A 26,124-nucleotide genomic window follows, 5' to 3' on the forward strand; every position below is an offset into this window, starting at 1 on the left:
GTGGACCCGCCCGACGGCTGTCCGCGACGTCCCGCTTCGGCACCGCACCCGCCGACGTCCGGACGAAGCGGAGGAGCCGTTCATGAGCCTCGAGTTCCTGTGGTACATCCCGAACCAGGTCCAGCCCGGGCATCGCGGCGACGATGTCGTCGAGAGCCACAACAGCCTACAGACCCTCACCAGCCACGCCCGGGCACTGGAGGAGCACGGGTGGGGCGGCGCGCTCCTCGGCACGGGTTGGGGACGACCGGACACCTTCACGGTGGCCACCGCCCTGGCCGCCCGGACCACCACGTTCCGGCCACTGATCGCGATCCGCCCCGGCTACTGGCGACCGGCCAACTTCGCCTCGGCGGCGGCGACCCTGGATCAGCTCACCGACGGACGGGTGCTGGTCAACATCGTCTCCGGCCAGGACAACCTGGCGGCGTACGGCGACAGCGAGGGCGACCAGGCGCACCGGTACGCCCGTACCAGCGAGTTCATCCGGCTCGTCCGCAGACTGTGGACCGAGGAACACGTCACCCACCACGGCGAGCACTTCAGCGTCACCGACTCCACTGTGCTGCCGCGTCCCGTCGTCCGGGGCGACCGCCGGCACCCCCGGCTCTACTTCGGTGGTGCCTCGGCCGCCGCCGAGCGGGTAGCCGCCACCGAGGCCGACGTCCAGCTCTTCTGGGGCGAGCCGCTCGACGGCGTACAGGAGCGGATCGAACGGCTCAAGCGGCTCGGCGACGAACTGGGCCGCGAACACGCCCCGCTGGAGTTCGGGTTGCGGATCACCACGCTGGTCCGGGACACCACCGCGCAGGCGTGGGCCGACGCCGAGGCCAAGGTCGCCCGGATGGCCGAGGGCAGCAGCACCGGCACCGGCACACCCGATCCGATGCGCCGGGCCGCTGTCGGCCAGCAGCGCCTGCTCGACCTGGCCGCGCGCGGGGAGGTACTCGACGACAACCTCTACACCACGCCCGGGAAGTTCGGCGGCGGCGGCGCGGGTACGACCTGGCTGGTCGGCTCGGCCGAGGACGTGGCGAAGTCGCTGCGCAGGTACCAGGCCCTCGGCATCACCCACTTCGTACTCTCCGACACTCCCTACCTGACCGAGATCAGCCGCCAGGGGGACCAACTACTGCCGCTGCTGCGCGACTGAGCCACCGCTCCCCGAGCGAGCGTCACTGCCCCCGACCCAGCATCGCCCCCGACCCGACGTCACTGCCCCTGACCGAGCATCACCGCCTGCCGACCGAACCTCGCCGCCCCTGACCGAGCGTCGGCGTTCCGCCGACGTCCGGGCGAAGTCGGGTCAGAGCGGGGTGGCCCGGACGATGCGACCGGGCGCGGACCGGCACGGAGATCGACAAGTCCGGCCGGTCGCGCGCGTCTACTTTCGGTGGCCGTCAGGTGACGACCTGCGAGGACGGTCGACGACGACCGGAACAGCATTGACACGTTTCATTGTTGTGATTGAAACTTATCAGTGTCGACATCGGCGATCATCGATTTCTGTCGTCGCAGCCATCACCCCACCCGGAAGGAGAGCCCTAGTGGCCATCAGCTCGGGCTGCTCTAAGGTCCGTTCCGCGCTCGTCATGCTGGCGGTAGCCGCCCTCACGGTGGTCGGAGCGGTAACTGTAGTAGCGAAAACCACCACCGCCGAAGCCGCCGCCGGCATCCTCGCGGCCGGCGTCGAGGACGACGGCGCCGACTGTCCGGTGCCCAACGCTCCGCAGACGTCGAACTCCAGACTGCCGGACCCCTTCCGGAAGATCGACGGTACGCGCATCTCCAGCAAGTCCGACTGGCGCTGCCGGCGGGCGGAGATCCGAGAGCTGGCGGAACGGACCGTCTACGGTCAGAAGCCGGCCAAGCCGGCGACCGTCAGCGGCACCGTGTCGAGTTCCAGCATCACGGTGAACGTGTCCGACCAGGGCAGGAGCGCCAGCTTCTCGGCGAGTGTCCAACTGCCGAGCGGTACCGGCCCGTTCCCGGCCGTCGTGGTCGTGGGCGGCTTCGGCGCGGACACCGCCACCATCAGGTCCGCCGGGGTCGCCGTCATCAACTACGACCCGCTCGCCGTCGGTCGGGAGGGCACCCCCCGGAACAACAAGCAGGGCGCGTTCTACAGCATCTACGGCGCTTCCAGCAGCACCGGCATCCTGATGGCCTGGGCCTGGGGGGTCAGCCGGATCATCGACGTGATCGAGCAGTCCGGCGGCAACATCATCAAGGCCGACGCGATGGGCGTCACCGGCTGCTCCCGGTACGGCAAGGGCGCCTTCACGATCGGCGTCTTCGACCAGCGCATCGCGCTGACCATGCCGGTCGAGTCGGGCAGTGGCGGGGTCGGCGCCTTCCGTGCGATCGCCGGGGAGAGCGGCGCCCAGCCGTTGAGCAGCGCCTACTCCGAGCAACCGTGGTTGGGAGACGCGTTCAGCTCCTTCACCGGCAGCCCGAACACCCTGCCGATCGACACCCACCAGATGGTGGGCATGATCGCACCGCGCGGACTGTTCATCATGGACAACCCGTCCATCGACTGGCTGGGCGCCCGGTCCGGGAGCGTGGCCGCCCTGGGTGGGGCCGAGGTCTACAAGGCGCTCGGTGCCGGTGACAACATCACCTACTGGTCCGACGTCCAGGACGGCACCCACTGCGCGGTCCGGCCGGAGTGGCGTACGCCGATGCAGCAGTTCCTCCAGAAGTTCCTGTTGAAGACGGGCAACGCCGCCGGCACGATGCGGATCTCCAGCCGGAAGGCCGGCAACCTGGCCGAGTGGCGGGACTGGCAGACCCCGACCCTCGCCGACGGCCCGACCACCCCGCCGACCAACCCGCCCACCACTCCCCCGACCACCGGGCCCACCACGCCCCCGACGACCCCGCCCACCACCCGGCCCCCGACCACGCCACCGGCCGGCGGCGCCTGCTCGGCGACGGTGTCGATCAACCAGTGGACCGGCGGCTTCGTCGCCACGGTACGGGTCACCGCCGGCTCCGCGCCGGTAAGCGGCTGGACGGTCTCCGTGACCCTGCCGTCCGGCGCCACCATCTCGAACGCCTGGAACACCAACCGCAGCGGGAACACCGGGGCGGTCCAGTTCACCAACGTCAGCTTCAACGGCAACATCGCCGCCGGTCAGTCGACCGAGTTCGGTTTCCAGAGCAGCGGTACCGGTGCTGGAATGGCGCCCACCTGCGCGGCCAGATAGGTCCGCGTCCGCCGAGTTTCCCGGGGCCCGGTGCGGAGGTGTTCGCCTCCGCAGCGGGCCCCGTCCAGTTCACCCGCCAGCCAGGTGGTGACGGTGAACCTCTGGTGGTACGGAACATCGCGGAGCCCTTTCCTCAGGTGACGCCACCGGTGGATCTGGTCTGGTCGAGCCGGCCCGTCCACCAGGAAGGCACGTCAACGATGAGAGCGCTAACAGCGCGCGAGATGCGTGTTGGCGTCGCCTGTTCTAGGGCTTGCGGAGCGACCTCCCGCACGATATGTTACCGCTCACATCAACACTCACCTATGAATGATCACAGCGCCGTCGCGCCGGCCGCGCCGCTCGTCCACGACGCGCCCGGGGCTGCCGCCGCCACCGGCACCACCCGGACGAGCCGGCCGCCGTAGCCGCACCACACCACCATCGACCACCGGTCAGAAAGGTCGACACCGTGCCACTGAGCCGACGAGCCTTCACCCTGGGCGTGACCGCCTCCGCCGCGGCCACCGCCACCGGCCTGGCCCTGCACCCGCGAGCCGCCTCCGCGGCGACCTACACCGCGTACGTCATGACCTACTTCACCGAGTCGCCACAGTTCCAGGGCGCCGACTACGGCCTGCACGTCGCGGTCAGTCGGGACGGTCTGAACTGGACACCGCTGAACCAGAACAACCCGGTCGTCACCCCCACCGCAGGCGAACTCGGCCTACGCGACCCGTTCGTGTTCCGCAAGCAGGACGGCACGTTCGTCGTGGTCGCCACCGACCTGCGCGGCACCGACTTCAGCCGCAACAGCCAGTACCTGCACGTCTGGGACTCGACGAACCTGACCGCCTTCACCGGCTACCGCCGGATCCGCATGCACACCCTGAACACGCACACCTGGGCGCCGACGGTCTTCTGGGACGCCTCCCGGGGGCAGTACGGCATCGTCTACTCCGCCGTCAACGGCGGCCAGGACGTGTTCATGGTCAACTACACGACCGACTTCCGTACCGTCAGCTCGCCGCAGGTCTACTTCAGCCCGGGCTTCGCCGTCCTCGACGGCGACATCGTCGTCGACGGCGGCACCACCTACCTGTACTACAAGAACCTCTCGAACGGGAACCTCTACGGCGCGCGGTCCTCCACCGGCGCCCCGAACAGCTTCACCACCTACACCAGCGGCCTGCGGCAGGGCAACGCGATGGAGGCGCCGCTGCTGGTCAAGCGGAACGACGGCGCCGGATGGTGGCTGTGGGGCGACTCGTTCAGCCCGGTCAACGCGGACTACTACGCCTGGTCGTCGGGGAACATCACCGCCAACGCGTGGAGCCAGCTCAACCAACGTGACTACACGCCGCCGCTGAACGCCAAACACGGCTCGATCCTCGGTATCACCGACGCCGAGTACAACGGCCTCGTCTCCCGCTGGGGCGCGCCGAACTGGGTACGGCTGAAGTCGTCCAACCTGCCGGACTACTTCGTACGGCACGCGAACCTGGTCGGCCGGATCGACCCGTACCCGTTCGACCCGTACCAGGACCAGCTCTGGCGGATGGTCGCCGGCCTCGCCGACCCGGCCGGGGTGTCGTTCGAGTCGGTGAACCGCCCCGGCAGCTACCTGCGGCACGTCAACTACGCGATCCGGCTCGACCCCAACGACAACAGCGCGACCTTCCGGGCCGACGCCACGTTCCACCGCACCGCCGGCCTGGCGGACTCGGCCTGGACCTCGTTCCGCTCGTACAACTTCCCCACCCACTACCTACGGCACGCCGGCTATCTACTGCGGATCGATCCGCTCGGTGCGAGTTCCGCGACGGCGGACCGGCAGGACGCCACCTTCCGGGTCACCTCCTAGCGACCACCACCAGGCGCGGGCCGGTCGAGACCCCGGTCGTCCGGCCCGCGAAGCCGAGCCGCACACCCGACGCCCGGATCGGGACGCCCTGGCTCCCGGCGCCCGACCGGGCCGACAGCGGCAGCTCAGAGCAGTCCTCGCCGGGCGAGGCTGCCCATCAGGTCGCGGACCCCGAAGTCCCAGGGCGCGCAGTCCTCCGCGTACCGGACTCGGTTGACCAGGGTGCCGAGCGGCGGCGAGCTGATCCGGACCACGTCGCCGACCTTGTGCGTGAACCCCTCCCCCGGCCGGTCCCGGTCCTGGATCGGCGCGAACATGGTGCCCAGCATCAGCACCGCGCCGTCCGGGTACTGGTGCTGCGGGCCGGTCAACTGCTCCACCAGGGACTCCGGGTCGCGTGACATCAGCGTCATGTCCGAGACGGCTCCGAGGCGGAAGCCGTCCTCGCCCTCGATCTCCAGCGCCACCTCCAGCCGACGTACCCGATCGAGGTCGAACCGGTCGTCGAAGAGTCGGACCAGCGGGCCGAGCGCGCACGACGCGTTGTTGTCCTTGGCCTTCGGCAGCAGGAGCGCGGAGCGCCCCTCGACGTCCCGCAGGTTCACGTCGTTGGCCAGGGTCGCACCCACGATCCGCCCGCTCGACTGCACCACGAGCGCCACCTCGGGCTCGGGGTTGTTCCAGGTCGACGCGGCCAGCACCCCGACCGGGACGGCGGTTCCCATCGCGGAGAGGATCTGCCCCTTGGTGAAGATCTCGGCGTCCGGCCCGATCCCCACCTCCAGGTACTGGCTCCAGATCCCCTCGGCGACCAGCAGTTCCTTCAACCGGGCCGCCTCCGCCGAGCCCGGCGTCAGGGCGTGCAGGTCGGCGCCGACCTCGGCCAGGATCCGCTGCCGGATCTCCGCCGCCCGCGCCAGGTCGCCGCGCGCCCGCTCCTCGATGACCCGCTCGATCATCGAGACCGCGAAGGTCACCCCGGCCGCCTTGAGCGCCTGGAGGTCGACCGGGGCGAGCAGCCACGGCCGACCTGGATCCCGGTCGGCGACACCCGTGTTGGCCAGTACCTGCGCCAGGCTGCCGACCCGCCGGCCGTCAAGACCGGCGACCACGGCGGCGGGGTCGGGCAGTTCGCAGATGTCCCGGACGGTCGGGAAGTCGGCGCTCAGGTCGAACACGTCGCCGTCCCGGACCAGCACCGGCGACGGTCCTCCGGCGGCGGGATCCCAGATCCGGCCGATCAGGACACTCTCCGCGGCATCGTCCGGCAGCATGTCCGCAGCCGTTCCGAACCAGTTCGACTCGGCGCCGGGCGCCTCGGGCGGTAGCAGGGTCACGAGCCGTCTCCCAGGTCGAGGCGGGCCGCTCGGCCGAGCCGGAGGTCGCGGACGGCGTCCCGGAACATGCACACGGCGGGTGCGCGGCGGGCCAGGATATCGCGCGGCCGGGCGCCGCATCGACGAGGCGTTCGGCGAGGACGGCCCGATCCGGTGCGTTCGGCGGGACGTTCCTGGCCGGTCGGAGGCGCCGGGCCGAGGTCAGATCCCGGCCAGCTCGACGTACCGGGTCGCGCCCTCGGCACGGGCTCGCAGCACCTCCGCCAACAGGGTGTACTGCGGCTCCGAGAGCAGCGACCGGGCCTGCTCCGGCGACACGAAGGCGTGTTCGGCGAGTTCTCCGGGATCGAGCACGATCGCCGCCTGCCGGTCCGGCGGCAGTACCCCGCCGTCGAAGACGAAGTAGAGCTTCCCGTCCGGGCCGGCGGCCGTCCAGGCGACCACCAGCAGCGGGCCGACCGGCACGTCGAGCCCGAGTTCCTCGCGTACCTCCCGGACGCAGGCCGCCCGAGGTGTCTCACCGGCGTCGACGCCGCCACCCGGCAGGTTCCAGAACTTCTTGTACGTCGGATCCACCAACAGGATCCGGCCGTCGTCGTTGAAGAAGGCGGCGCCGGACGACACCCGGGGCCGGGCGGGTACCGGCTCAGGCGTGGTCAAGTTCCGCCGCCCGTACCGTGGCGAACGACCGGCTCACCTCGACGAGCCAGGTCAACTCGTTGTCCCGGACGCCCGGCGGCCGGTCCGGCAACACGGTCGCCGGCCGGTGCCCCTGCTGCCGGTTACGGAGTCCCTCGGCGATCGCCCGGGCGGTCTCCGCCGGCTCGCCCGAGCCGGACGCCGCCGAGGCCGGCAGGTACGGCCGCAGCGCCAGATAGCCGTCCCAGATCTCCACCATCCGCCGGTAGAGCCGGTAGTTCACGTCGCCGACCGCGATGGAGTCACCGTCGGCGGGCGAGTGCAGTGCGATCTCCGGGAACGCGTCGTGCAGGGCCGACCAGAGCGGTTCGAGCGCGCGGTAGGCGCTGAGTTGGTCGACCCGGGTCTTCGGACCCCAGCTCGGCATGGTGAGCCCGGCGAAGAAGACCATCTGGCCCACGCTGGCGAACGGCTGGGCGATGTCGACGAGCGGATCGACCCGGATGTCGACGCTCGTCAGGATCAGGTAGCCGCCCCGGCAGACGCAGTACCCGAAGCTGATCAGCGCACCCAGGGCGGTGACCCGCAGTCCACGGCGCAGCCACGGCAGTTCGCTGGTGAGCGCGGCGAACCGCCACGACCGGTACGCGATCGCGAGCAGCCCGGCGCTGAGTGCCACCAGGAACATCACCAGGTACCAGAGCATCAGCGTCTCGCCGGCGTGGGTCTTCCAGAAGTGGATCGTGTACTCGTCGTGCACCGGTGCGATGACGATCAGCGCCGACATGGCGGCGACAACCACGAGCCCGACCGCCCAGTACACCCGGGCGCGCTGTCGGGCCCGGGGCGCGGGGTACTGCCAGAAGGCCAGCAGGTGCAGCACGCACACGCTGAACAGCACCATGCTGGAGTGGATGAACAACTTCGTCAGGTTGGGCACGCCCAGCGCGGCGTCGATCGGCTGGTAGACCGGCCCGACGGTGAGCGTGAACGCCACCGCCGAGAAGACGAAGGCGGCGACCATGGCGCGCAGCGCCGTGTTCGACCAGTCCTGCCGCAGGTGGTTGACCTTGTAGGTGAAGGCGATCCAGCCCGCGAGCGCGCCGAGCCCGTAGATCAGGTCATGCATCGGTACGCCGTCCTCGGTTGTCGGGGGCCAGCAGGGCCGCTTTGAGCCGAATGGTGAGCGCCGTGTCGTCGTCGCCGTGGTCGGCGGGGGTCCGGTCGACCCGGCTGAGCAGGAGCGACGCCAGCACCTCGGCCTCCCGCTCCTGTGCGTCGGAGTAGTGACTGCGCCCGAGCAGCGTACGCACCAGCCCGGGATCCAGGTCGGGAAAGAGTTGACGGGGGTCGAACGGCCGGTCGTCGCCGAGCACGGAGTGGCCGCAGACGACGTGGGCCAACTCGTGGGCGACGATGTGGTCCTGGTGCATCCGGGTGGTGTTGGCCTCGTAGACGATGAGGTCGGCGTCGGGCAGGGCCAGCCAGATGCCGCACGGCCGCGCCTCGTGCAGCGGCATCGGCAGCAGCCGGATCGGACGGTTGCGCTGCCGGCCGATCTGCTCGCAGAGCGTCTCCATGCTCGCGGTGGCGGGCAGTCGCAGGGCGGCGAGCCGGGCGGTGCAGCGGCGTCGGAGCCGCCTGAAGCGCCAGGCGGCTTTCCATTGACGAACAGGGAGGATCATCGTGGACTCCCCATGGCCGCGCACGGCGAGGATCGCTCAGGGCGAAAGGATCTCGAAAGCGATGTAGCCGGCTCCCACGGGGGAAGGAGTCGGCTACATCGAATAGGAACCATAGGTCATAACGGCGCGAAGCGCAAAGCGGCAGCACAGCGAGGTTTACCGGCCAGCATCGGACACCCCCGTGCTGACGATGCTGGCCGACGCCCGTGTGGACAGATGTGCCGGACTTCGTCCACACTAGCTAACGGCCAGCACGCAGACAATCCGATATCAACCGCAGGTCGCGACGGTGATACCGTGTCCACCATGGCAGGTGTCCACGCTAGCGAACGCTGGCGATAGCGGTGGCCGAGCCGAAGGGCGGCCCGCTGGCCAGCCGGATCGATCATCTGTTCAAGGCGGTGCGGCCGAAGGGGCGCGAGTACAGCTACGACGAGGTCGCCCGGGGCTGCGAGGCGCTGACCTCGGGCACGTTCTCCAAGACGTACGTCTGGCAGCTCCGCACCGGGCAGCGCGACAACCCGACCAAGCGGCACCTGGAGGCGTTGGCCGCCTTCTTCGGCGTGCCGGTGGCGTACTTCTTCGACGACCAGGTGGTCGACGACGTCAACTCGCAACTGGCCCTCGCCGCCGCGCTGCGCGACTCCGACGTCCGGGACATCGCACTGCGCGCCCTGCACATGGACACCGCGACCCGCCAGTCGCTGGCCCGGATCGTGCACGAGATCAGCCGGATGCAGCAGAGCCGCCCCGACCCGGCCGACCCCGACTCCGGCCCCGACGCGCAGACCTGACCGGGCCGACCGGCAGCCCCGGCGACCCGACCGGCAGCCCGACGCCCGGGCCATGCGGACCTGACGGGCCGGCCGCAGACCAAGATCCTCATCCCGCCGCATCGGCACGTACGGCACAAATTACGCTGTCCGCCGACAGTTTCATCCACAGAGGAGCGTGTCGGCGTGTACGAAGCTCGGCCTGCCGTCAGGGTACGGGTGGCGGCCTGGTGCGACCGGCTGGTCGGTGCCGACTGGTTCAACGCCGCGTCCTTCGGGCTGATCATCGTCAACGCGATCGTGCTCGGGGTCGAGACCTACGACCAGGCGCTCGCTCGGGCCGGGCACGTCCTGCTGGCCGTCGAACACGTCTGCCTCGCCTTCTTCGTCGTCGAACTCGGGCTGCGGTTCGGGGCGCACCTCACCGCCCCGGGCGGGTTCTTCCGGGACGGCTGGAACCTCTTCGACCTGCTGATCGTCTGCGCGCCGCTGCTGCCCGGCGTACGGGAGAACGTCACCCTGCTGCGGATGGTCCGGCTCGCCCGGGTCGTCCGGGCGGTACGCCTCTTCCCCGGTCTGCGGGTGGTCATCGGCGGTGTGCTGCGCAGCCTCCCCGGACTGGTCAGCTTCCTGCTGATCGCGACCCTGACCATCTACCTGTACGCCATGGTCGGCTGGATGGCCTTCGGCGAGGCGTACCCCGACCGGTACGGCACGGTCGGGCGGGCCATGTTCACCCTCTTCCTGCTGCTGTCCCTGGACGGCATCACCGACGCCTTCGAGGCCGGCCGGGCGGTCTCCGAGTGGAGCGTTCCCTACTACGCCTCGTACATCATCATGGCCTCCTACCTGCTCACCAACCTGCTGGTCGGGATCGTGCTGAAGGCGCTGGAGGACGCGCACCAGGCCGAGCGGCCGACCCGGCCCGCCAGCTCGCCCGTCGCCGCCGGTGTGCTGCCGGACGGGCAGCCGCCACCGTCCGGGGAGCCGTCCGACGTCGGCGCCCGGCTACGCGAGCTGCGGACCGCGCTGGACGCCCTGGAGGCCGAACTGGCCCGCCAGTCCCGGCCGCCCGCCGGTCCGAGCGCCGAGCGCCGTCCCGGCGGCCGACGCCCGAAGTCCGGACGCCGGTCCGCCGGGGCACGGAAGTGACGGCGGCGACGGTCGACCGTCCGTCCCACGCCGCTCAGGTGCCGATGTTCGCCTGCGGTCCGGCGTAGCTGCGCAGCAGGCCGGGCACGTTCGCGACCGGATCGAGGGTGTACGGGTAGAAGCTGCTCGGATTGAACGCCGATCCCTTCGAGGTCACCTTGCCCGAGTCCCACGGGCTGTTGACCAGGACGTTGCCCCGGTTCACCAGTTCGCCGGCCTCGACGTAGTACGGGTTGCGGCTGTTCTCGAAGTAGCTGTTCTCCACCACGCCCTTGGTCAGGCCCCGGATGTAGTTGCCGTACGACGAGGTGTTCTGGACGTAGTTGTTGTAGAGGTGGCAGTAGGCGATGTTGTCCGCGCTCGGGTTGCGGGTCCGGGTGTTCTGGAACCAGTTGTGGTGGATGGTGATCCGCGCGGTGACGTTCTCGGTCCAGCCGATCCCGAAGGTCTTGTTGTTGTCGACCAGGTGGTTCCAGGACACGGTCAGGTTGGTGGTGTCCTTGCGGCTGTCGATCAGGCCGTCGTTCATCCGGGACAGCCGGTTGTGGTCGATCCAGATCCGGTTCGCGGTGTCCATCTGGATGGCGTCGTAGTCGTATGCGTCGTCGCCCGGGTCGTCGTCGGGCATCAGGGTGTCGCGGATGGTCAGGTTGCGGATGATCACGTTGCTGACCCCGGTACCGAGGAAGAACCCGCCGCCGACGATGTGGCCGCTGGTGCCGACCCCGATGATCGTCTTGTTCGAGGCGACCCGAAGTTCGGTGCCCTTCGGGCTGATGTTGATGGTGCCGGCGACCCGGACCACGTACGGGGCGCTGGCGGTGACGTACTGGTTGAGCTGCGCCTGGGTGGTCACGGTGACGGTCTGGCCGCCGGCGCCACCGGTGGTGCCCTGCGCGAAGCCGTCGGCCGTGTTCGGCCAGTTCCGCCCGCCGCCCGTGGGCGTGGGTTGGGGGTTGCCGCCGACCTGCTCGAACGCCCACTGCATCCGGGCGACATCGGCACAGGTCTCCTGGACGATCGGATTGTTCCCCGCCGTCGAACCATCCCGATCGCTCACACACAACCCGCTCGCCGCACTCGCGACGGTGTACTTCCCCGACGCCGCCGACGAACCGGCGAACGACCACAACTGGTTCACCTTCGTACCGTCACCACAGCCCCACTGCTGCAACTGCACCCCCGACACCGACGAGCCCGACGGCACGTCCACACATCGCCCACTCCCCACGTTCACCAGATTGAACCGACCCGCCGAGGACACCACCCGCCACTGCTGCCGCGCCGACCCCGACGCACACGCCGCCTGCTGCAACAACGCACCGTTGTCCACCGAACCACCCGCCACCTCCACACACTTCCCACTCGCCGCGACGGCCAAGGTGTACACCCCACCGTGCACCGGGGCGACCGCCGCCTGCGACGGTGGCACCGCCATCGCCACGACGGCGACCGGCACCGTCAGGGCTGCCAGGGCCGCGACCGCCAGGCGCCGGAGCACCGGTGGAACTCGTCGGGACATCCGCTGTCCTTTCTTCGCGCACAGGAATGACCGGCCGGGTACGACGACTCGCTCGTCGCGAGCGCCGACCGACCCCGGGGTACGGCCAACGTGATCTGGTTCGGGCAGTCGTGACCGGCACCGGGACCGCCGACGCCCTGGATCGGGTACCGCACCGGCGACGCCGCCTTGCCTGGTGTCGGGGCTCGACGGCGGTCGTCGAGACACCCACGTCGGGCTGCGAGGGCTCCGCGCGACGGGATCTGTCGGCCGTCATCGGGGCTGCCAGCCGTCGTCGGCCCGGACGCGCGACGAGCTGATGACGGTGGTTGCCTGGCCACCGATCTACCTCGATGTATCTGCGAGGTTATGCCCGCGACCCTATTAAGTCAATCGATGCAACAAAGTAACTGCACGCCGCCGGCTCGGCAGCACTCCGATCGGTACGCCGTGCGGTGGCGCAGGCCCGATCTCACCGGCGGGTGCGACCCGGAACGCACCACGTTGCCTGCGTCTGCCATCCTCGGGGCGGTGACGACCGGCCAGCCGCTCCACCGAGGTACCCGCCGCCGCCAGCGCAGCCGTACCGCCCGCAACCTGCTGGTGCTCACCGCCGTGGTGGCCGTGCTCGCCGTGGCGGTGGTCGTCGTGGTGCTGCTGCGGCCACCGGGGCCGCGTCCACGCTTCCAACTGCCGGTGGCCTGTGGCGAGACGTGGCAACTGGGCACCTACCCCGGGCACGACGACTTCGACGTCGACCTGTTCCCGACCGAGGGCGAGGCGTGGGGGCGGCCGGTGCTGGCGTCGTACGACGGCGAGGTCACCGTGGCCGGGATCAACGGGTCGCTGGGCGGCCGTACCGAGGAGAACCCGGACGGTCCGCGCGGCCGGGGCGGCGGCTACTGGGTGAAGATCGACCATGGCGGCAAGTGGGAGACGCAGTACCTGCACCTGCTCGAACCGCCGCTGGTCCGGGTCGGCCAGCGGGTGGCCCGGGGCGACCAGATCGGCAAGGTCGGCAGCACCGGCAACTCCGGCGCCCCACACCTGCACTACGAGCAGCGCCAGGGCTGGCAGAAGGTGGAGGCGCACTTCGACGGTGCGCCGTCCGGCATCACCCACGACGACGAGGAATACACCGTCACCCGGAAGAGCAACAACTGCGTCGACGGGCAACAGTGACACTCCAATAGACAGCTTTCTATATTGATGCTGCCGGGCATATGCTCGCCGTGCCCCGGTGGCAGCGGACCGTCGGGGCCGGCCCACGGAGGAACGCGATGGCACCGCGATCCGGAGCACGACGTCGGTTCCGCTGCGCCGCCGCGCTGGCCCTGACGCTGACGGTACCTGCCGGCACCGCGACGGCCGCCCCGGCGACCGGGGACGGCCGGACCCGCGCGGCGGACTTCGCCGTCTTCGGCTTCAGCCAGTCCGACGTCGACCAGGAGGACCCGCAGGTCTACGAACTGGCCCCGGACGTCACCATCCGGGCCATCGGCAAGTGGTCCACCAGCGGCGACGAGCCGGCCGACTACAACTTCGACCAGATCCGGCGCTACCACGCCCGGGGCATCACCTTCATGGGCAGCGGGACGGCCAGCGTCATCTTCCCGCACGACTTCGCCAGCCCGGAGATCTTCGACGACATGTCGACCCGGGACGCGGACAACAACCCGGTGCCGCACGACGAGTTCGGCTTCCCCGTACCGGCCCGCCGGGGCAACATCTTCAACCCGGCGTACCGGCGCTACCTGCTGGACTGGGCGAAGATCCAGATCGACGGCGGGGTGGACGGGATCAACCTCGACGAGGTGAACGCCGGGTTCGGCGGCGGTCAGAAGTACGCCTTCAACGGCAACGAGGGCTTCGACGACTACGCGATCGCCGACTTCAACCGCTACCTGCTGGCGAAGTACCCGACCTTCACCGCCGCCGACTGGACGTCCCGGTTCGGCATGACCGACGACAACCTGCCCCGCCGCGACCTGCCCGCCGACGACCTGACCGGCAACTTCAACTACCGCGACCACCTGCGGGCCAACGGCTGGAACCTCGACCCGCTCACCCCGGCCAACCCGCTGGCCGCCGAGTGGGGGCGGGTCACCCCCAACCGGATGTACGCCGACGACCACTCGTTCACCGCCGGCTACCTGCGCCGGTACTGGAAGGAGATGGTCGACGAACTGCGGGCGTACGCCCGGCGCACCGCCCAGCGTGAGATCCTGGTCAGCTCCAACGGGCTGCTGCCGTACGTCGACTTCAACAGCGTCGGGATGTACCCGTGGAACCCCGACGAGCAGACGCCCGACTTCCGGGGCGCCGACTACGTGCCGGTGGTCGACGGCCACCTCGACGGCGCCAAGTCCCTCCAGGCCAACTACCGGTACCTCAAGGAGAAGAGCCGGGAGATCGCCGGGGACGTACCGGTGGCGGTCTTCATCGACTGGCCGAACGACATGATGACCGACTACCTGAACCTGCCGCTGGCCGAGAAGCAGGACTACTGGCGGATCTTCGGCGCGGAGGCGTACGCCAACGGGATCTTCCCGGCCTTCCACCTGAAGGACACGGTCGGCAACCCCACGGCGGAGCAACTGGGGATGCTGGAGTTCTTCAGGACGTACAGCAGGTTCTACCGCGACCACCGGGCGCTGTTCCGCGGCAACGACCACGGCACCCAGCCGGTACGCGTCGACGTCGGCAACGTCGCGGCGAGCCTGCTGGTCCGGCGCGGCGGCGGCGTCCGGACGGTGCACCTGGTCAACCACAACTACGACCGGGGGATCGTGCCGCAGACCGGCGTCGTCGTCCGGGTCGACCTGCCGTCCTGTCCCCGCCGGATCGCCATGGTCTCGCCCGACCTCGCCGGGTCGAGGACGCCGGCCTCGTCCTGCCGGCACGGGCGGCTCTCGGTGACCGTCGACCGGCTCGACTACTACACGGTGCTGGTGCTCAGGTAGCGCGTTCGAGGGCTCCACAGGGAATGTGTGGGCTGCCATATGAGTTGTAGTGCAGAAGATATGGCTCCTAGACTTCACCTCGGGCAACCGACCTGCACGGAGGCGCACAATGCCTGACTACGGCCATCAACTCCTGTTCGGGGCGTTCATCACCCCCGGCGCGCAGGCGCCGGAGCGGGCGGTGGGCCTCGCCGAACTCGCGGAGTCGGCCGGCCTGGACCTCGCCACGTTCCAGGACCACCCCTACAACCCGGCATTCCTCGACACCTGGACCCTGCTGAGCTGGGTCGCCGCCCGGACCCAGCGGATCCGGGTCTCGGCCAACGTCCTCAACCTGCCGCTGCGGCCACCGGCCGTGCTGGCCCGGGCCGCCGCCAGCCTGGACCTGCTCGCCAAGGGACGGTTCGAACTCGGGCTCGGCGCCGGGGCGTTCTGGGACGCGATCGAGGGCATGGGCGGACGCCGGCTCGGCACCGGGCAGGGCGTGGACGCGCTGAGCGAGGCGATCGACGTACTGCGCGGGGTGTGGGACAGCACGGCGGGACCGCTCCGGCTGTCCGGCAAGCACTACCCGGTACCCGGGATGCGCCGTGGACCCGCTCCGGCACACGACATCGGGATCTGGCTGGGGGCGTACAAGCCCCGGATGCTGGCGCTGACCGGGCGCAAGGGCGACGGTTGGCTGCCGACCCAGGAGTACCTCGACACCCCCGACCGGGCCACCGCCAACCGCCTGATCGACGAGGCGGCCGTCGCGGCCGGACGCGACCCCCGGCAGATCCGCCGACTGCTCAACATCATGCAGGTCGACTTCTCCCCCACCGGGCGAGGCTTCCTCCAGGGTCCGCCCGAGCAGTGGGTGGACCAACTGCTCCCGCTCGTGCTGGACGAGGGGTTCAGCGCGTTCCTGATCGGCCGCGACGACCCGCGCCTGCTCCAGACCTTCGGCGAGGAGGTGGCACCGGCGCTGCGCGAGGCCGTCGCCACCGAGCGGCGCAAGAACGACACCCCGACCGGACCGGTACGGCCGGCGATCGCGCTGGCCAGGCGGCAGCCCGGGATCGACTACGACGCACTGCCGGCAGCGCTGGCCGACCGGGCAATCGAACCCGGCGACCCGGAGTACGACCGGGTCCGGCACAGCTACAGCCATCAGGGCTCCCCCGCACTGGTGATCCGGCCCGAGAACCCCGCCGAGGTGGCCGAGGCCCTCGGCTACGCCCGCTCCCAACAGGTGACGATCTCGGTACGCAGCGGCGGACACGGCATCAGCGGCCGGTCGACGAACGACGGCGGCATCGTGCTCGACATGTCGAAGCTGAACAGGGTGGAGGTGCTCGACCGGGCCACCCGACGGATCCGGCTCGAACCGGGCGCCCGGTGGGGACACGTCGCCCAGGCACTCGCCCCGTACGGGCTGGCGATGAGCTCCGGCGACTACGGCGACGTCGGCGTCGGCGGGCTCGCCACCACCGCCGGAATCGGCTACCTGGCCCGCAGGTACGGCCTGACCATCGACCACGTCGTCGCGGCCGAGATCGTCACCGCCGACGGCCGGCTGCTCCGGGCCGACCGGGAACAGCACGCCGACCTGTTCTGGGCGATCCGGGGCGCCGGCGGCAACTTCGGCGTCGTCACCGCCCTGGAACTGGAGGCGTACGAGGTCGGCAACGTCGTCTACGCCCAGCTCGTCGTGGACGCGTCCGAGCCGGCCGAGCTGCTGGGACGCTGGGGCCGGCTGGTCGAGGACGCGCCACGGGAGATCACCAGCTTCCTCTCGCTCTTCCCCAACCGGCGCGGCGGTCCGCCGATGGCCCAGGTCACGCTGGTCTACGCCGGGGACGACGTCGAGGCGGCCGAGGCGGCACTGCGCCCGTTCCTGGAACTGGGACCGATCCTCGACCAGCAGGCGCAGCTCGTGCCGTACCCGGCGATCGTCGCCCCGCCCGGCAACCAGCACCACGGCCAGGGACTGGCGGACACCCACAGCGGGCTGCTGCCGCACATCACCGCGCCGGCCGCCGACGCGGTGGCGAAGATGATCCGCTCCGGCGACGTACTGGTGGTGCAGTTCCGGTCGGTCGGCGGTGCCGTCAACGACGTCGCCCGAGACGAGACGGCCTATCCGCACCGGACGCAGAACTTCTCGGTGCTCGCCGCGACCGTCCCCGAGCGGCGGGCCCGACTCGACCGCCTCTGGGCCGACCTCTACCCGCACCTCGACGGCATGTACCTCAGCTTCGAGGCAGACACCGCCCCGGAGCGCCTGCTCGACGCGTTTCCCGAGCCGACCCTCGGCCGGCTGCGCGCCGTCAAGGCGGTCTACGACCCCGACAACGTCTTCGACCGCAACTTCCCCGTCCCGCCCGCCGTGCCCGACGACACCGAGGCAGCACTCGTGCCGTAAGACCGGAGCGCGGGCACCGGGTCCGGGTGGCCACCCTCGCGGTGGTCACCCGGACCCGCGCCGGTCCCCCGTACCCACACACCGGCGCCGCCCGGCCCGCCCGGTCGGGCCACCGGGTCGGGCCGTCGGATCGGATCGCCCGAGTCGAACCGTCGGATCAGGTTGCCGAGTCGAGGCGTTCGCGCTGCTCGGCGGTGAGCACCAGGGCCACCCCGGCCAGCGCCTCCCGCAACTGCGCGACCGTGCTCACCCCGACGATCGGGACGGCGGCGGGACTGCCGCCGGTCAGCCAGGCCAGCACCACGTGGTTGCGGGTGGTACCGGTCTCTGCGGCGACCTCGTCGAGGACGGCGAGCCGGCGGTCGGTGCCGGGGTGCGCGTACTCCGGCGGCAGCGGCTTGTCCGCCCGGGTGTACCCGCCACCCAGCAGTGGCGTGTACGCCCACAGCGACATCTCGGGGTGGCACTCCAGGTAGTCGACCACCTCGTCGCTGACCTCGCCGAACCGGTGCACCACGGTCGGCCGGGTGCCGGGGCGTGGCCTGAGGTAGCTGCGGTGCTGCTGCACCGCCGTGAACCCGGTCAGCCCGTTCGCCCGGGCGATCTCCCGAGCCCGCTCCACCTGCCAGACGGCGTAGTTGGAGCAGCCGAGCGCGCCGACCGTACCGGCCGAGACGAGTTCGTCGAAGGCCGCGACCGTCTCCGCCAACGGCGTACGGCGGTCCTCCTTGTGTGCCCAGTACAGGTCGACGTGGTCGGTGCCGAGCCGGCGGAGACTGCCCTCGATCCCGTTCTTGACCACCGGGGCGGAGAGGCCCTCGGCGGTCTCCGGGAACCGGCCGGCCACGGTCGGCTCGCAGCCCACCTTGGTGCTGATCTTCACCCGGTCCCGGACGCCGGGCCGCCGGGCCAGCCAGCGCCCGAGCAGTTCCTCGCTCTGCCCGCCGAAGCCGCTGGGGTGCTCCCAGAAGGCGTAGCAGTTGGCCGTGTCGATCCAGACGCCGCCGGCCTCGACGAAGTGGTCAAGGATCTCGAAGGAGCGCCGCTCGTCCTGGACGGTGCCGAAGAGCATGGCGCCGAGCGCGATGTCGTAGGTCATGGAAAAAACGGTAGGCGCGATCGGACGGGCGGTACGCTCCAATGTCGTGGCGGATTCCCAGACCAATTCGGCGTGGGCGACGCTGCTGGACATCGAGCCCCGGGAAGCCGGCCGGCGTCCGCTGCACGACCGGCTGACCCGGGCGCTGCGGGCCGCGATCCGGGACGGCCGGCTCGGCACCGGCGCCGCCGTGCCGCCCAGCCGGGCGCTGGCCGAGGAGTTGGCCTGCTCCCGGTGGGTGGTGACCGAGGCGTACGGCCAACTAATCGCCGAGGGATACCTCGCGGCCCGGGTCGGTTCCGCCACCCGGGTGTCGTGGTCGCCGGAGACCATCCCGGCGCGCCGCGCGACCTCCGGCCCGACACAGCCACCGGTCCGGTACGACCTGGCGCCCGGCCTGCCCGACCTGCGGGCCTTCCCCCGTCGCCGGTGGGCGGAGGCGGTGCACGCGGTCACCGGTTCGGCCGGGCGCTACGACCTCGGCCCGCCCGATCCGGCCGGCCATCCGGGGCTGCGCGGCACGGTCGCGGAGTACCTGCGCCGGTCCCGGGGCGCCGAGGCGCAGCCGGGCTCGGTGGTGGTCTGCGCCGGCATCACCGACGGGCTGTTCCGAATCTGCCGGGCGCTGCGCGCCGAGGGGATCGCCGAGGTGGCGGTCGAGGACCCGGGCTGGGGACGGCTACGGGACGCGGTGACCAGCGCCGGGCTGCGGATCCATCCGGTGCCGGTGGACCGGGAGGGGGTACGCGTGGCCGAGCTGGCCCGGGCCGGCGGACCCCGGGCCGTGGTGGTCGGCGCGGCGCACCAGTTCCCGACCGGGGCGATGCTGTCGCCGGCCCGGCGGGCGGAACTGGTGCGCTGGGCGCGCGCGGTCGACGGGTACGTGGTCGAGGACGACTACGACGCCGAGTTCCGGTACGACCGCCGCCCGATCGCGGTGATGCAGGGCCTGGACCCGCGCCGGGTGTTCCTGGTCGGCTCGGTCAGCAAGACCCTCTCGCCCGCCCTGGGGCTGGGCTGGCTGGTCGCGCCGCCGGCCCGGTTACCGGCACTGATGGCGGCGAACGCCGTCGCGGCACCGCCGCCGGTACTGGACCAGCTCGCCCTGGCCACCTTCGTCGACCGGGGCTGGTACGACACCCACCTGCGGGCGGCCCGGCGGCGTTTCCGGACCCGCCGGGACGTACTCGTCCGGGAGCTGGCCGCCCGGGTGCCGCAGAGCCGGGTCGCCGGCACCGCCGCCGGACTGCACATCCTGCTGCACCTGCCGGACGGCACCGACACCGACACGGTGGTCACGGCGGCGGCCGGATCGGGGCTGCGGCTGGTCGACCTCGACGCGTACCGGTCGGGGCGGTCGGGGCCGCCCGCACTGGTGCTCGGCTACGGCAACATCACCGACGCGGAGATCCCGCCGGCCGTCGCACTGCTCCGCAAGGCGCTGGAGGCGCCCCGGTCACGGCGCCGGGCGTTACCCGTGCCGCCGCGCCGACCTGCTTAAGGTCACCTGAAGCGGATCGTAAGGACGCTCCGGCAGTGTTGCCGTCGACAGCGACAGTACGACGGAAGGCACCCCGATGCGCAAGATCATCTGCTCGACCTACATCACCCTGGACGGCGTCATCGAGAACCCGATGTGGAGCATGCCGTACTTCGACGAGGAGGCCGCCGCGTTCGCCGGCAGCCAGACCGAGGCCGCCGACGCGCTGCTGATGGGGCGGCACACCTACGAGGGCTTCGCCGCCAGTTGGCCGCAGCGGGACGAGAGCGACCCGACCACCGGTGCCGCCTTCTTCAACAACGTCAAGAAGTACGTCGCCTCGACCACCCTCACCGGCCCGGAGTGGAACAACAGCGAGGTGCTCCAGGGCGACCTGGTCGAAGCGGTCACCCGGCTCAAGCAGGGCGAGGGCAGGGACATCCTGATGTACGGCTACGGCACCGTGACGCACACCCTGCTCAGGGCCGGACTGCTCGACGAGGTCCGGTTCTGGATCTGCCCGGTGTTCGAGGGCGGCCCGACGGTCAGCTCGGCGCTCGACGACGTCAGGACGTCGCTGGAGCTGACCGACACCCGGGTCACGAAGAGCGGGGTCATCATCGCCACCTACCGGCCCGCCGCCGCCTGAAACCGCTGACGGAGGCACGGGTCGGGCCGCCGTGATGCCCGGCCCGCCCCCGTCGCACGGGTCGGGGGCGGACCCGTGACGACGCTCGGCCGGTCAAGGTGCACGAGGCGAACCGAGGGCCTGCCCTCCGGGGGGCGCCCGGCTCAGTCGGAGCGGGGCGCCGTACCGGCCGGCTCCCCGGGCCCGACGTCGCGGCCGACCGCCCACCGGACCAGGCGGTTGGCCTCGACCCGTTCGATCCCGGTGGCCCGGAGCAGGTCGCTCGCGGTCGTCCGCACCTGGGCGACGACCACGCTGCCGGAGAAGCCGACACCGTCCTTGTACGCCCGGCCGGCGGCGGTGACCGCGCTGAGCGCGCACTGCCGGGCGGCCTTCGGCAGTGTGCCGACGCCCAGGTCGTGCCGGAGCATCCGGACCGCGTCCGCCAGCGCGGCCACCGCCGACGACAACGAGGACGGGATCGGCTCGCCGTCCTCCAGCGCCGTCACCGCCCGGCGTACGAGGGTGCCACTGTTCTGCACCGCGTGGTTGATGAACTCGGCACCCTCGAAGTACTGGCTCAGCGCGCCGCGCCGATGCCAGCGGGCCGGCGAGAGGATGGTGGTCTCCCGGCCGCCCTCCAACGCCTCCTGTAGCCCGTCCATGTACTCCTCGATCTCGGTCAGCCGGTCCAGCGCCCGCTGTGCCCGTGGCGCGTCGTGGGTCGCCAGCGCCTCGGCGGTCTCATTCAACTGGTCGGCGAGCCGGTCCAGGGCCGGCTGTGCGGCGCGGTCCACCAGGCGTAACGGGTTGAAGGGCAGCAGCAGCGCGATCACGCCGAGGGCGACGAACCCGCCGATCAGCGCGTCGATCACCCGGAGGAGTTCGACGTCCGGCGACGCCGGGGTGAGTACCGTGATCAGGATCGCGGTCGCCGCCGCCTGGTTCACCACCGCCGGCCCGCCGCCGAGGAAGATGGTGAGCACGATCGCCAGCGCCACGATGATGCCGAGTTGCCAGGCGCCACTGCCGATGACGTAGATCAGCAGGTCGCCGATGCCGATGCCGACCGCAACCCCGATGATCAGCTCGACGCTCCGGCGCAACCGCTGGCCGACCGAGCCGGCGATGGTGCCGATCGCCGCGATCGGCGCGAAGACCGGATCCGGGTTCCTCAGCAGGTCGTTCGAGAGCGCCCAGGCGAGTCCGGCGGCGAGCCCGGCCTGGGCGGCCAGCATCAGGTTGAACCGGGTGGCGTGCCACCGGTCCCGGACGGTGGCCTGGGACCGTTCGCGCAACTGGGCCAGCGCCTCGACGATGTGGCTCTGGTCGAGATCGACGCCGTCGACCGCAGCGGAGTCCCGGCCAGCACGCATGGCCCCGCTTACCCACGATCCACATCGTTAACCGCTGCCCCGCCGGTGCCGGACGACGCGGCCCGGTCGCGGCTCACGGCACCAGCCGCAGATGGCCCTGGTCGCGGTTGACCTCGACCTCCCAGCACTGCCCGAAGCCCTGCACCCGGCTGAGCTGGATCCGTCCGAACCGCTCTGGGACGGCCGGGTCCAGCACGAACCGGCCGTCGCTGGGCTCCAGTCCGAACATGGTCCGCAGGAACAGCAGCGGCGCGGCGCTGGCCCAGGCCTGCGGGTTGCACGCGGTCGGGTACGGCACCGGGACCCGGCCGAACGAGCGGTCGTACCCGGAGAACGCCTCCGGCAGCCGGTTGTCGGAGTGTCGGGCCGCGTCCATCATCGCCTCGATGATCCGGTTCGCCTCCGCCCGGAAGCCGTACCGGCTCAGCCCGTAGGCGATCAGCGAGTTGTCGTGCGGCCAGACGGTGCCGAGGTGGTAGCCGATCGGGTTGTAGCCGCGGTCGCCGGTGGACAGGGTACGCACGCCCCAGCCGGAGAAGAGCTGGTCGGACATGAGCTGCCGGGCCAGTACGCCGGCCCGCTCCGCCGGCACGATGCCGCTCCACAGCAGGTGCCCCATGTTGGAGGTCATCGCGTCGATCGGCCGCTTGTCCCCGTCCAGGCCGAGGGCGTAGTAGCCGCCCCGGTCGTCGAGCCAGAAGTCCCGGTTGAACCGGTCGGCGAGGTCGGCGGCATCGTCGCGCAGCCGCCGGGCCAGCGCCGGATCCGCGTACGGGCCGTCGGCCAGCTCGGCCAGCCGCAGCTTCGCGTCGTAGGTGTACCCCTGGATCTCGCAGGTCGCGATCGGCAGCACCGGGATCGCCCCGTCGGCGGACTGCACGCCGTTCCAGGAGTCCCGCCAGCACTGGTTGCCCAGCCCCTGGGTGGACCGGGTGGCGTACTCGACGTAGCCGTCGCGGTCCCGGTCGCCGTACTCGTCGATCCAGCGCAGCGCGGCGTACGCGTTGTCCCGTACCTCGTGCAGGAGCTGCTCGTCACCGGTCCAGCGCCAGTACTCGGAGAGCAGCACCAGCCAGAGCTGGGTGGTGTCGGCGGAGCCGTAGTACGGGTTGTGCGGCTTGACGCCGAGCCGGGTCAGTTCGCCGCTGCGGTGCTCGTGCGGCATCTTGCCCGGCTCGCGGTCGGTGAAGGCGTCCGAGTCGGTGGCCTGGTGCGCGGCGAGGGTGCGCAGCGTCCCGTGTGCGAGTTCCGGCCCGGCGATCATCGCCTGGTAGGCGGTGATCACCGAGTCCCGCCCGAACAGGGTGAGGAACCAGGGCAGCCCGGCGGCGACGATGACCACCCGCTGCCCGGAGACCTCCTTCTCGACCCGCATCGAGACCAGGTCGGCGATCGACTGGTGGTAGACGTCGCAGACCAGGTCCGCGTCGGCGTGCACGTCGGGCCGGCTGGTCTGCCACCGGCTGGCCGGATCGGTACCGCCGTCGACCTCGAACACCTCGCCGAACTCGCGGCGGGTCGGCACGATGTCGATGTTGACGTACCGCAGCGGCACGTGCAGCTCGACCTGCCAGCTCTCCCCCGGGTGCAGCACCAGGTCCCAGACCAGGTCGTCGCCGTCGAGCCGGCTGGCCGGCGGGATCGCCCGGACCTCGGTGGCGACCGTGAAGCCCTCGTTGTCGTAGCCGAACCTGAGCCGGGAACCGTCGGTGGCGTGGTCCCGGACGATCTGCGCGGAACGGTCCCGGAGCTGCTCCTTGATCTCGAACAGGTCGGCGAAGTCGGCATCCACCCCGAGTCGCAGCTCGATCGGCACCCGCTGGTTGGTGAAGCACTGCACCGAGATCCGTTCGAACATGCCCTCGCCGACGAACCGCTGCCGGCGGATCCCGACCCGGTTGGCGGGCAGGTCCGGCAGCTCCGGGTTGGCCAGGAAGAAGGCCGCCGAGTACGGGTCGACCGAGCTGGAGCCGAGCAGCAGCGGCCGGGCGCCGCCAAGCAGGAGCTGCCAGCGGCTCAGGAAGCGGGTGTCCTCGTGGATCAGCCCGCCGATCGAGCCGGCCGGCACGTCTCCGCTCGCATCGGAGAGCATGAAGGTCAGCCCGTCGAGTACGCCGACGGCGTCCGGCCCCAGCTCGGGCGGTAGGTCCCGGTCGGTTCCGCTCGGCACCTGGCCGTCCGTCACCGGCTCCGGGCTCGGGTCGGCGGGCGTCGGTCGCCGTCGACCGGTCGTCGTCACGCGCACCTCCGTGAAGGGAAGCGGAATGCGTGCATATAACCCGTAATGCTACTGGCTCACGCCTCCGCCGTCGACACGAACGCGAGTACCCGTCGCAGAGCCATCGGAGCAGGCCGGGGCCGTGACCGGCGGCCCGGACCGCCGCCGACAGCCCGCCTCCAGTCTCCGTTCAGTCGATCCTGTGACGGTGGAATCGTCAGCCGCCGCCGCGAGGACGGAACACGCATGCCGGAGAACGTCGACACCGCCAGCCTCGCCGACACCCTCGGCGGCGGTCACGCTGAACGGATCGCGCGGCGGGGCCGGAGCGCCGGGCAACACCGATGACCCCGACCTTCCCGCTCTCCTTCGCACAGGAGGCGCTGTGGCTCGCCGCCCGACCGGGCGAGGTGCCACCCTACGACCAGGACCTGGAGGCCGATCCGCCGCCCGGAGCCGGCAGCCGGTGGGTGCTCGGCCGCTGCTTCGACATCGCCGGCCACCTCGACCTCGCCGCGCTGCGGCACGCCGTGACCGCGGTGGTACGCCGGCACGAGGCGCTGCGCAGCGTCTTCCTGCACACCCCGGACGGGCCGGTGCAGCGGATCGAACCTCCCGGGCCGGTGCCGCTGCGGATCGTCGACCACAGCGACCGGCCGGACCCGCGCGCCGAGGCGCTGGCAGCGGCGCAGCAGGCCGTACGGCAACCCTTCGACCTGGCGACGGGCCCACCGATCCGGTTCCTGGTGCTGCGGCTGGCGCCCTGCCACCACCTGCTCGTGGTGGCGGTCCACCAGCTCGTCGCCGACGGCCGGTCGATCGAGATCCTGCTGCGCGACCTCGGCGTCGGCTACGTCAAGGCGCTCGTCAACGGTCCGACCACGCTGCCGGAGCCCTCGATCGGGTACGTCGACTGGGCGGTCTGGCAGCGGCACCGGCTCTCCGGCATCCGCCGCAGGGACCTGCGCGCCTGGTGGCGGGCGGCCCTCGACGACGTACCCCGGATCCTGGACCTGCCGGCGCAGGCGTGCACCGAGATCCGGCCGCAGACCCGGCGGCACCGCAGGTCCGTGCCGCTCCCGGCCCCGACCCGGTACGCCGTCGACGCGCTCGCCCGGCAGCAGCGCGGCACCGCGTCCACCGTGCTGCTCGCCGCGTACGGCGTGCTGCTCGGCCGCTACGGCGGGGCGGACCGGCTGCTGGTCGGCATTCCGGTGGCCAACCGGGAGCACCCGCAGACGGCCGAGGTGGTCGGGCTGTTCGTCAACACCCTGCCGGTGCCGGTGGACCTGACCGGCGCACCCACCTTCGCCGAGCTGGTGGCCCGGACCCGGCGCGCGACGCTCGGTGTACTCGAACACCAGGACCTGCCCTTCGAGCAGCTCGTCGCCGACCTCGCCGCGCCCCGGGACGGCGCCCGGCCGCCGCTGGCGCAGGTCTGCTTCACCCACCGGGGCGCCGATCCGTCGGCCACGTTGACCCTCCCGTCCTGCACCGTCGACGAGGTGCCGCTGGACGCCGACACCGGCAGGTTCGAACTGACCCTGCTGGTCGACGAGTCGGGCCGGGACGCCGAGGTACGGGCCGAGTACGACGCCGACCGCTACGCCGGCCCGTTCGTCGAGGGCCTGCTGGCGGCGTACGTGGTGCTGCTCGACGCGGCCGGCACGGCACCCGGTACGCCGGTGTCCGAGCTGCCGCTGCCCGACCGGCACTCTCACGCGCGGTCGGTCGGGCTCGACAGCGAACCGCGCCGGCCCGGGACGGATCGCGGGTAACCGCTCGGTCGCCGTACCCCGTCGAGTCGACGG

General features: G+C 71.2%; 19 protein-coding genes. 11 read left to right on the forward strand and 8 right to left on the reverse strand.

The features are described from left to right. The first annotated feature begins 82 nt into the window (after positions 1-82). The 3 genes from Pen02_RS35150 (at position 83) to Pen02_RS35160 (ending at position 5,055) form a co-directional block, all read left to right on the forward strand. Positions 83-1,153 carry an LLM class flavin-dependent oxidoreductase gene (locus Pen02_RS35150; RefSeq protein ID WP_203870507.1) on the forward strand — a complete coding sequence of 357 codons (1,071 nt, stop codon included), beginning with the start codon at positions 83-85 and terminating at the stop codon, positions 1,151-1,153. Between the two features lie 439 nt (positions 1,154-1,592). Next, entirely contained in the window at positions 1,593-3,212 is a 1,620-nt protein-coding gene (locus Pen02_RS35155) for a glucuronyl esterase domain-containing protein (protein ID WP_203870671.1), read from the forward strand. Positions 3,213-3,663: 451 nt separating this feature from the next. Further along, positions 3,664-5,055 (forward strand): glycoside hydrolase family 43 protein, encoded by a 1,392-nt coding sequence (locus Pen02_RS35160; RefSeq protein ID WP_203870508.1) that lies wholly within the window; start codon positions 3,664-3,666, stop codon positions 5,053-5,055. A 125-nt stretch (positions 5,056-5,180) separates the two neighbouring features. Here the strand turns inward: Pen02_RS35160 and Pen02_RS35165 are convergent, their stop codons facing one another. From Pen02_RS35165 to Pen02_RS35180, 4 genes are all read right to left on the reverse strand, one after another. Next, the gene (locus tag Pen02_RS35165; protein WP_239141806.1) at positions 5,181-6,392 is read right to left on the reverse strand and encodes a fumarylacetoacetate hydrolase family protein; all 1,212 of its coding nucleotides are present in this window, start codon (positions 6,390-6,392) and stop codon (positions 5,181-5,183) included. A 201-nt stretch (positions 6,393-6,593) separates the two neighbouring features. Further along, complete coding sequence (locus Pen02_RS42700; RefSeq protein ID WP_275413647.1) at positions 6,594-7,052, reverse strand: NUDIX domain-containing protein; 459 nt, start codon at positions 7,050-7,052, stop codon at positions 6,594-6,596. Next, positions 7,039-8,160 carry an MAB_1171c family putative transporter gene (locus tag Pen02_RS35175; RefSeq protein WP_203870509.1) on the reverse strand — a complete coding sequence of 374 codons (1,122 nt, stop codon included), beginning with the start codon at positions 8,158-8,160 and terminating at the stop codon, positions 7,039-7,041. The genes Pen02_RS42700 and Pen02_RS35175 overlap by 14 nt, the downstream gene beginning before the upstream one ends. Beyond that, positions 8,153-8,716 carry a UBA domain-containing protein gene (locus Pen02_RS35180; RefSeq protein ID WP_203870510.1) on the reverse strand — a complete coding sequence of 188 codons (564 nt, stop codon included), beginning with the start codon at positions 8,714-8,716 and terminating at the stop codon, positions 8,153-8,155. The genes Pen02_RS35175 and Pen02_RS35180 overlap by 8 nt, the downstream gene beginning before the upstream one ends. 344 nt (positions 8,717-9,060) lie before the next feature. On the opposite strand from Pen02_RS35180, the gene Pen02_RS35185 reads away from it, so the two are divergent. Both Pen02_RS35185 and Pen02_RS35190 read left to right on the forward strand, forming a co-directional pair. Further along, positions 9,061-9,510 (forward strand): helix-turn-helix domain-containing protein, encoded by a 450-nt coding sequence (locus Pen02_RS35185; RefSeq protein ID WP_203870511.1) that lies wholly within the window; start codon positions 9,061-9,063, stop codon positions 9,508-9,510. Positions 9,511-9,675: 165 nt separating this feature from the next. After that, entirely contained in the window at positions 9,676-10,641 is a 966-nt protein-coding gene (locus Pen02_RS35190) for an ion transporter (RefSeq protein ID WP_203870512.1), read from the forward strand. Between the two features lie 34 nt (positions 10,642-10,675). Here the strand turns inward: Pen02_RS35190 and Pen02_RS35195 are convergent, their stop codons facing one another. Next, positions 10,676-12,163 carry an RICIN domain-containing protein gene (locus tag Pen02_RS35195; RefSeq protein WP_239141808.1) on the reverse strand — a complete coding sequence of 496 codons (1,488 nt, stop codon included), beginning with the start codon at positions 12,161-12,163 and terminating at the stop codon, positions 10,676-10,678. A 510-nt stretch (positions 12,164-12,673) separates the two neighbouring features. On the opposite strand from Pen02_RS35195, the gene Pen02_RS35200 reads away from it, so the two are divergent. The 3 genes from Pen02_RS35200 (at position 12,674) to Pen02_RS35210 (ending at position 17,512) form a co-directional block, all read left to right on the forward strand. Beyond that, positions 12,674-13,324 (forward strand): M23 family metallopeptidase, encoded by a 651-nt coding sequence (locus tag Pen02_RS35200; protein WP_239141810.1) that lies wholly within the window; start codon positions 12,674-12,676, stop codon positions 13,322-13,324. Between the two features lie 98 nt (positions 13,325-13,422). Beyond that, positions 13,423-15,105 carry a hypothetical protein gene (locus tag Pen02_RS35205; protein WP_203870514.1) on the forward strand — a complete coding sequence of 561 codons (1,683 nt, stop codon included), beginning with the start codon at positions 13,423-13,425 and terminating at the stop codon, positions 15,103-15,105. 109 nt (positions 15,106-15,214) lie between these two features. Continuing rightward, positions 15,215-17,512, forward strand: a complete 2,298-nt coding sequence (locus tag Pen02_RS35210) for an LLM class flavin-dependent oxidoreductase (protein ID WP_203870515.1) — start codon at positions 15,215-15,217, stop codon at positions 17,510-17,512. A gap of 157 nt (positions 17,513-17,669) precedes the next feature. On the opposite strand, the gene Pen02_RS35215 is transcribed toward Pen02_RS35210, so the two are convergent. Beyond that, positions 17,670-18,611 (reverse strand): aldo/keto reductase, encoded by a 942-nt coding sequence (locus Pen02_RS35215; RefSeq protein WP_203870516.1) that lies wholly within the window; start codon positions 18,609-18,611, stop codon positions 17,670-17,672. Positions 18,612-18,657: 46 nt separating this feature from the next. Between Pen02_RS35215 and pdxR the strand changes: the two genes are divergently transcribed. Together pdxR and Pen02_RS35225 are read left to right on the forward strand one after the other, a co-directional pair. Continuing rightward, positions 18,658-20,112 (forward strand): MocR-like pyridoxine biosynthesis transcription factor PdxR, encoded by a 1,455-nt coding sequence (gene pdxR, locus Pen02_RS35220; protein WP_239141812.1) that lies wholly within the window; start codon positions 18,658-18,660, stop codon positions 20,110-20,112. A gap of 76 nt (positions 20,113-20,188) precedes the next feature. Continuing rightward, complete coding sequence (locus tag Pen02_RS35225; protein WP_203870518.1) at positions 20,189-20,740, forward strand: dihydrofolate reductase family protein; 552 nt, start codon at positions 20,189-20,191, stop codon at positions 20,738-20,740. 143 nt (positions 20,741-20,883) lie between these two features. Here the strand turns inward: Pen02_RS35225 and Pen02_RS35230 are convergent, their stop codons facing one another. Both Pen02_RS35230 and Pen02_RS35235 read right to left on the reverse strand, forming a co-directional pair. Next, entirely contained in the window at positions 20,884-22,095 is a 1,212-nt protein-coding gene (locus tag Pen02_RS35230) for an FUSC family protein (protein ID WP_203870519.1), read from the reverse strand. Between the two features lie 73 nt (positions 22,096-22,168). Continuing rightward, positions 22,169-24,334: an amylo-alpha-1,6-glucosidase gene (locus Pen02_RS35235; RefSeq protein WP_203870520.1), complete on the reverse strand. Its 2,166-nt coding sequence runs from the start codon at positions 24,332-24,334 to the stop codon at positions 22,169-22,171. A 323-nt stretch (positions 24,335-24,657) separates the two neighbouring features. On the opposite strand from Pen02_RS35235, the gene Pen02_RS35240 reads away from it, so the two are divergent. After that, a complete protein-coding gene (locus Pen02_RS35240) occupies positions 24,658-26,091 on the forward strand; it encodes a condensation domain-containing protein (protein ID WP_203870521.1) in 1,434 nt (477 codons plus the stop codon). Positions 26,092-26,124: the final 33 nt, after the last annotated feature.

Origin of the sequence: Plantactinospora endophytica (assembly GCF_016862915.1) — a bacterium.
Classification (GTDB): Bacteria; Actinomycetota; Actinomycetes; order Mycobacteriales; family Micromonosporaceae; genus Plantactinospora; species Plantactinospora endophytica.

Excerpts from the sequence above, each read along its gene's own strand:
- Pen02_RS35150 (WP_203870507.1), top strand. The coding sequence starts at position 83 with ATGAGCCTCGAGTTCCTGTGGTACATCCCGAACCAGGTCCAGCCCGGG.
- Pen02_RS35155 (WP_203870671.1), top strand. The coding sequence starts at position 1,593 with ATGCTGGCGGTAGCCGCCCTCACGGTGGTCGGAGCGGTAACTGTAGTA.
- Pen02_RS35175 (WP_203870509.1), bottom strand. The coding sequence starts at position 8,160 with ATGCATGACCTGATCTACGGGCTCGGCGCGCTCGCGGGCTGGATCGCC.
- Pen02_RS35180 (WP_203870510.1), bottom strand. The coding sequence starts at position 8,716 with ATGATCCTCCCTGTTCGTCAATGGAAAGCCGCCTGGCGCTTCAGGCGG.
- Pen02_RS35195 (WP_239141808.1), bottom strand. The coding sequence starts at position 12,163 with ATGTCCCGACGAGTTCCACCGGTGCTCCGGCGCCTGGCGGTCGCGGCC.
- Pen02_RS35205 (WP_203870514.1), top strand. The coding sequence starts at position 13,423 with ATGGCACCGCGATCCGGAGCACGACGTCGGTTCCGCTGCGCCGCCGCG.
- Pen02_RS35210 (WP_203870515.1), top strand. The coding sequence starts at position 15,215 with ATGCCTGACTACGGCCATCAACTCCTGTTCGGGGCGTTCATCACCCCC.
- Pen02_RS35215 (WP_203870516.1), bottom strand. The coding sequence starts at position 18,611 with ATGACCTACGACATCGCGCTCGGCGCCATGCTCTTCGGCACCGTCCAG.
- Pen02_RS35225 (WP_203870518.1), top strand. The coding sequence starts at position 20,189 with ATGCGCAAGATCATCTGCTCGACCTACATCACCCTGGACGGCGTCATC.
- Pen02_RS35230 (WP_203870519.1), bottom strand. The coding sequence starts at position 22,095 with ATGCGTGCTGGCCGGGACTCCGCTGCGGTCGACGGCGTCGATCTCGAC.
- Pen02_RS35240 (WP_203870521.1), top strand. The coding sequence starts at position 24,658 with ATGACCCCGACCTTCCCGCTCTCCTTCGCACAGGAGGCGCTGTGGCTC.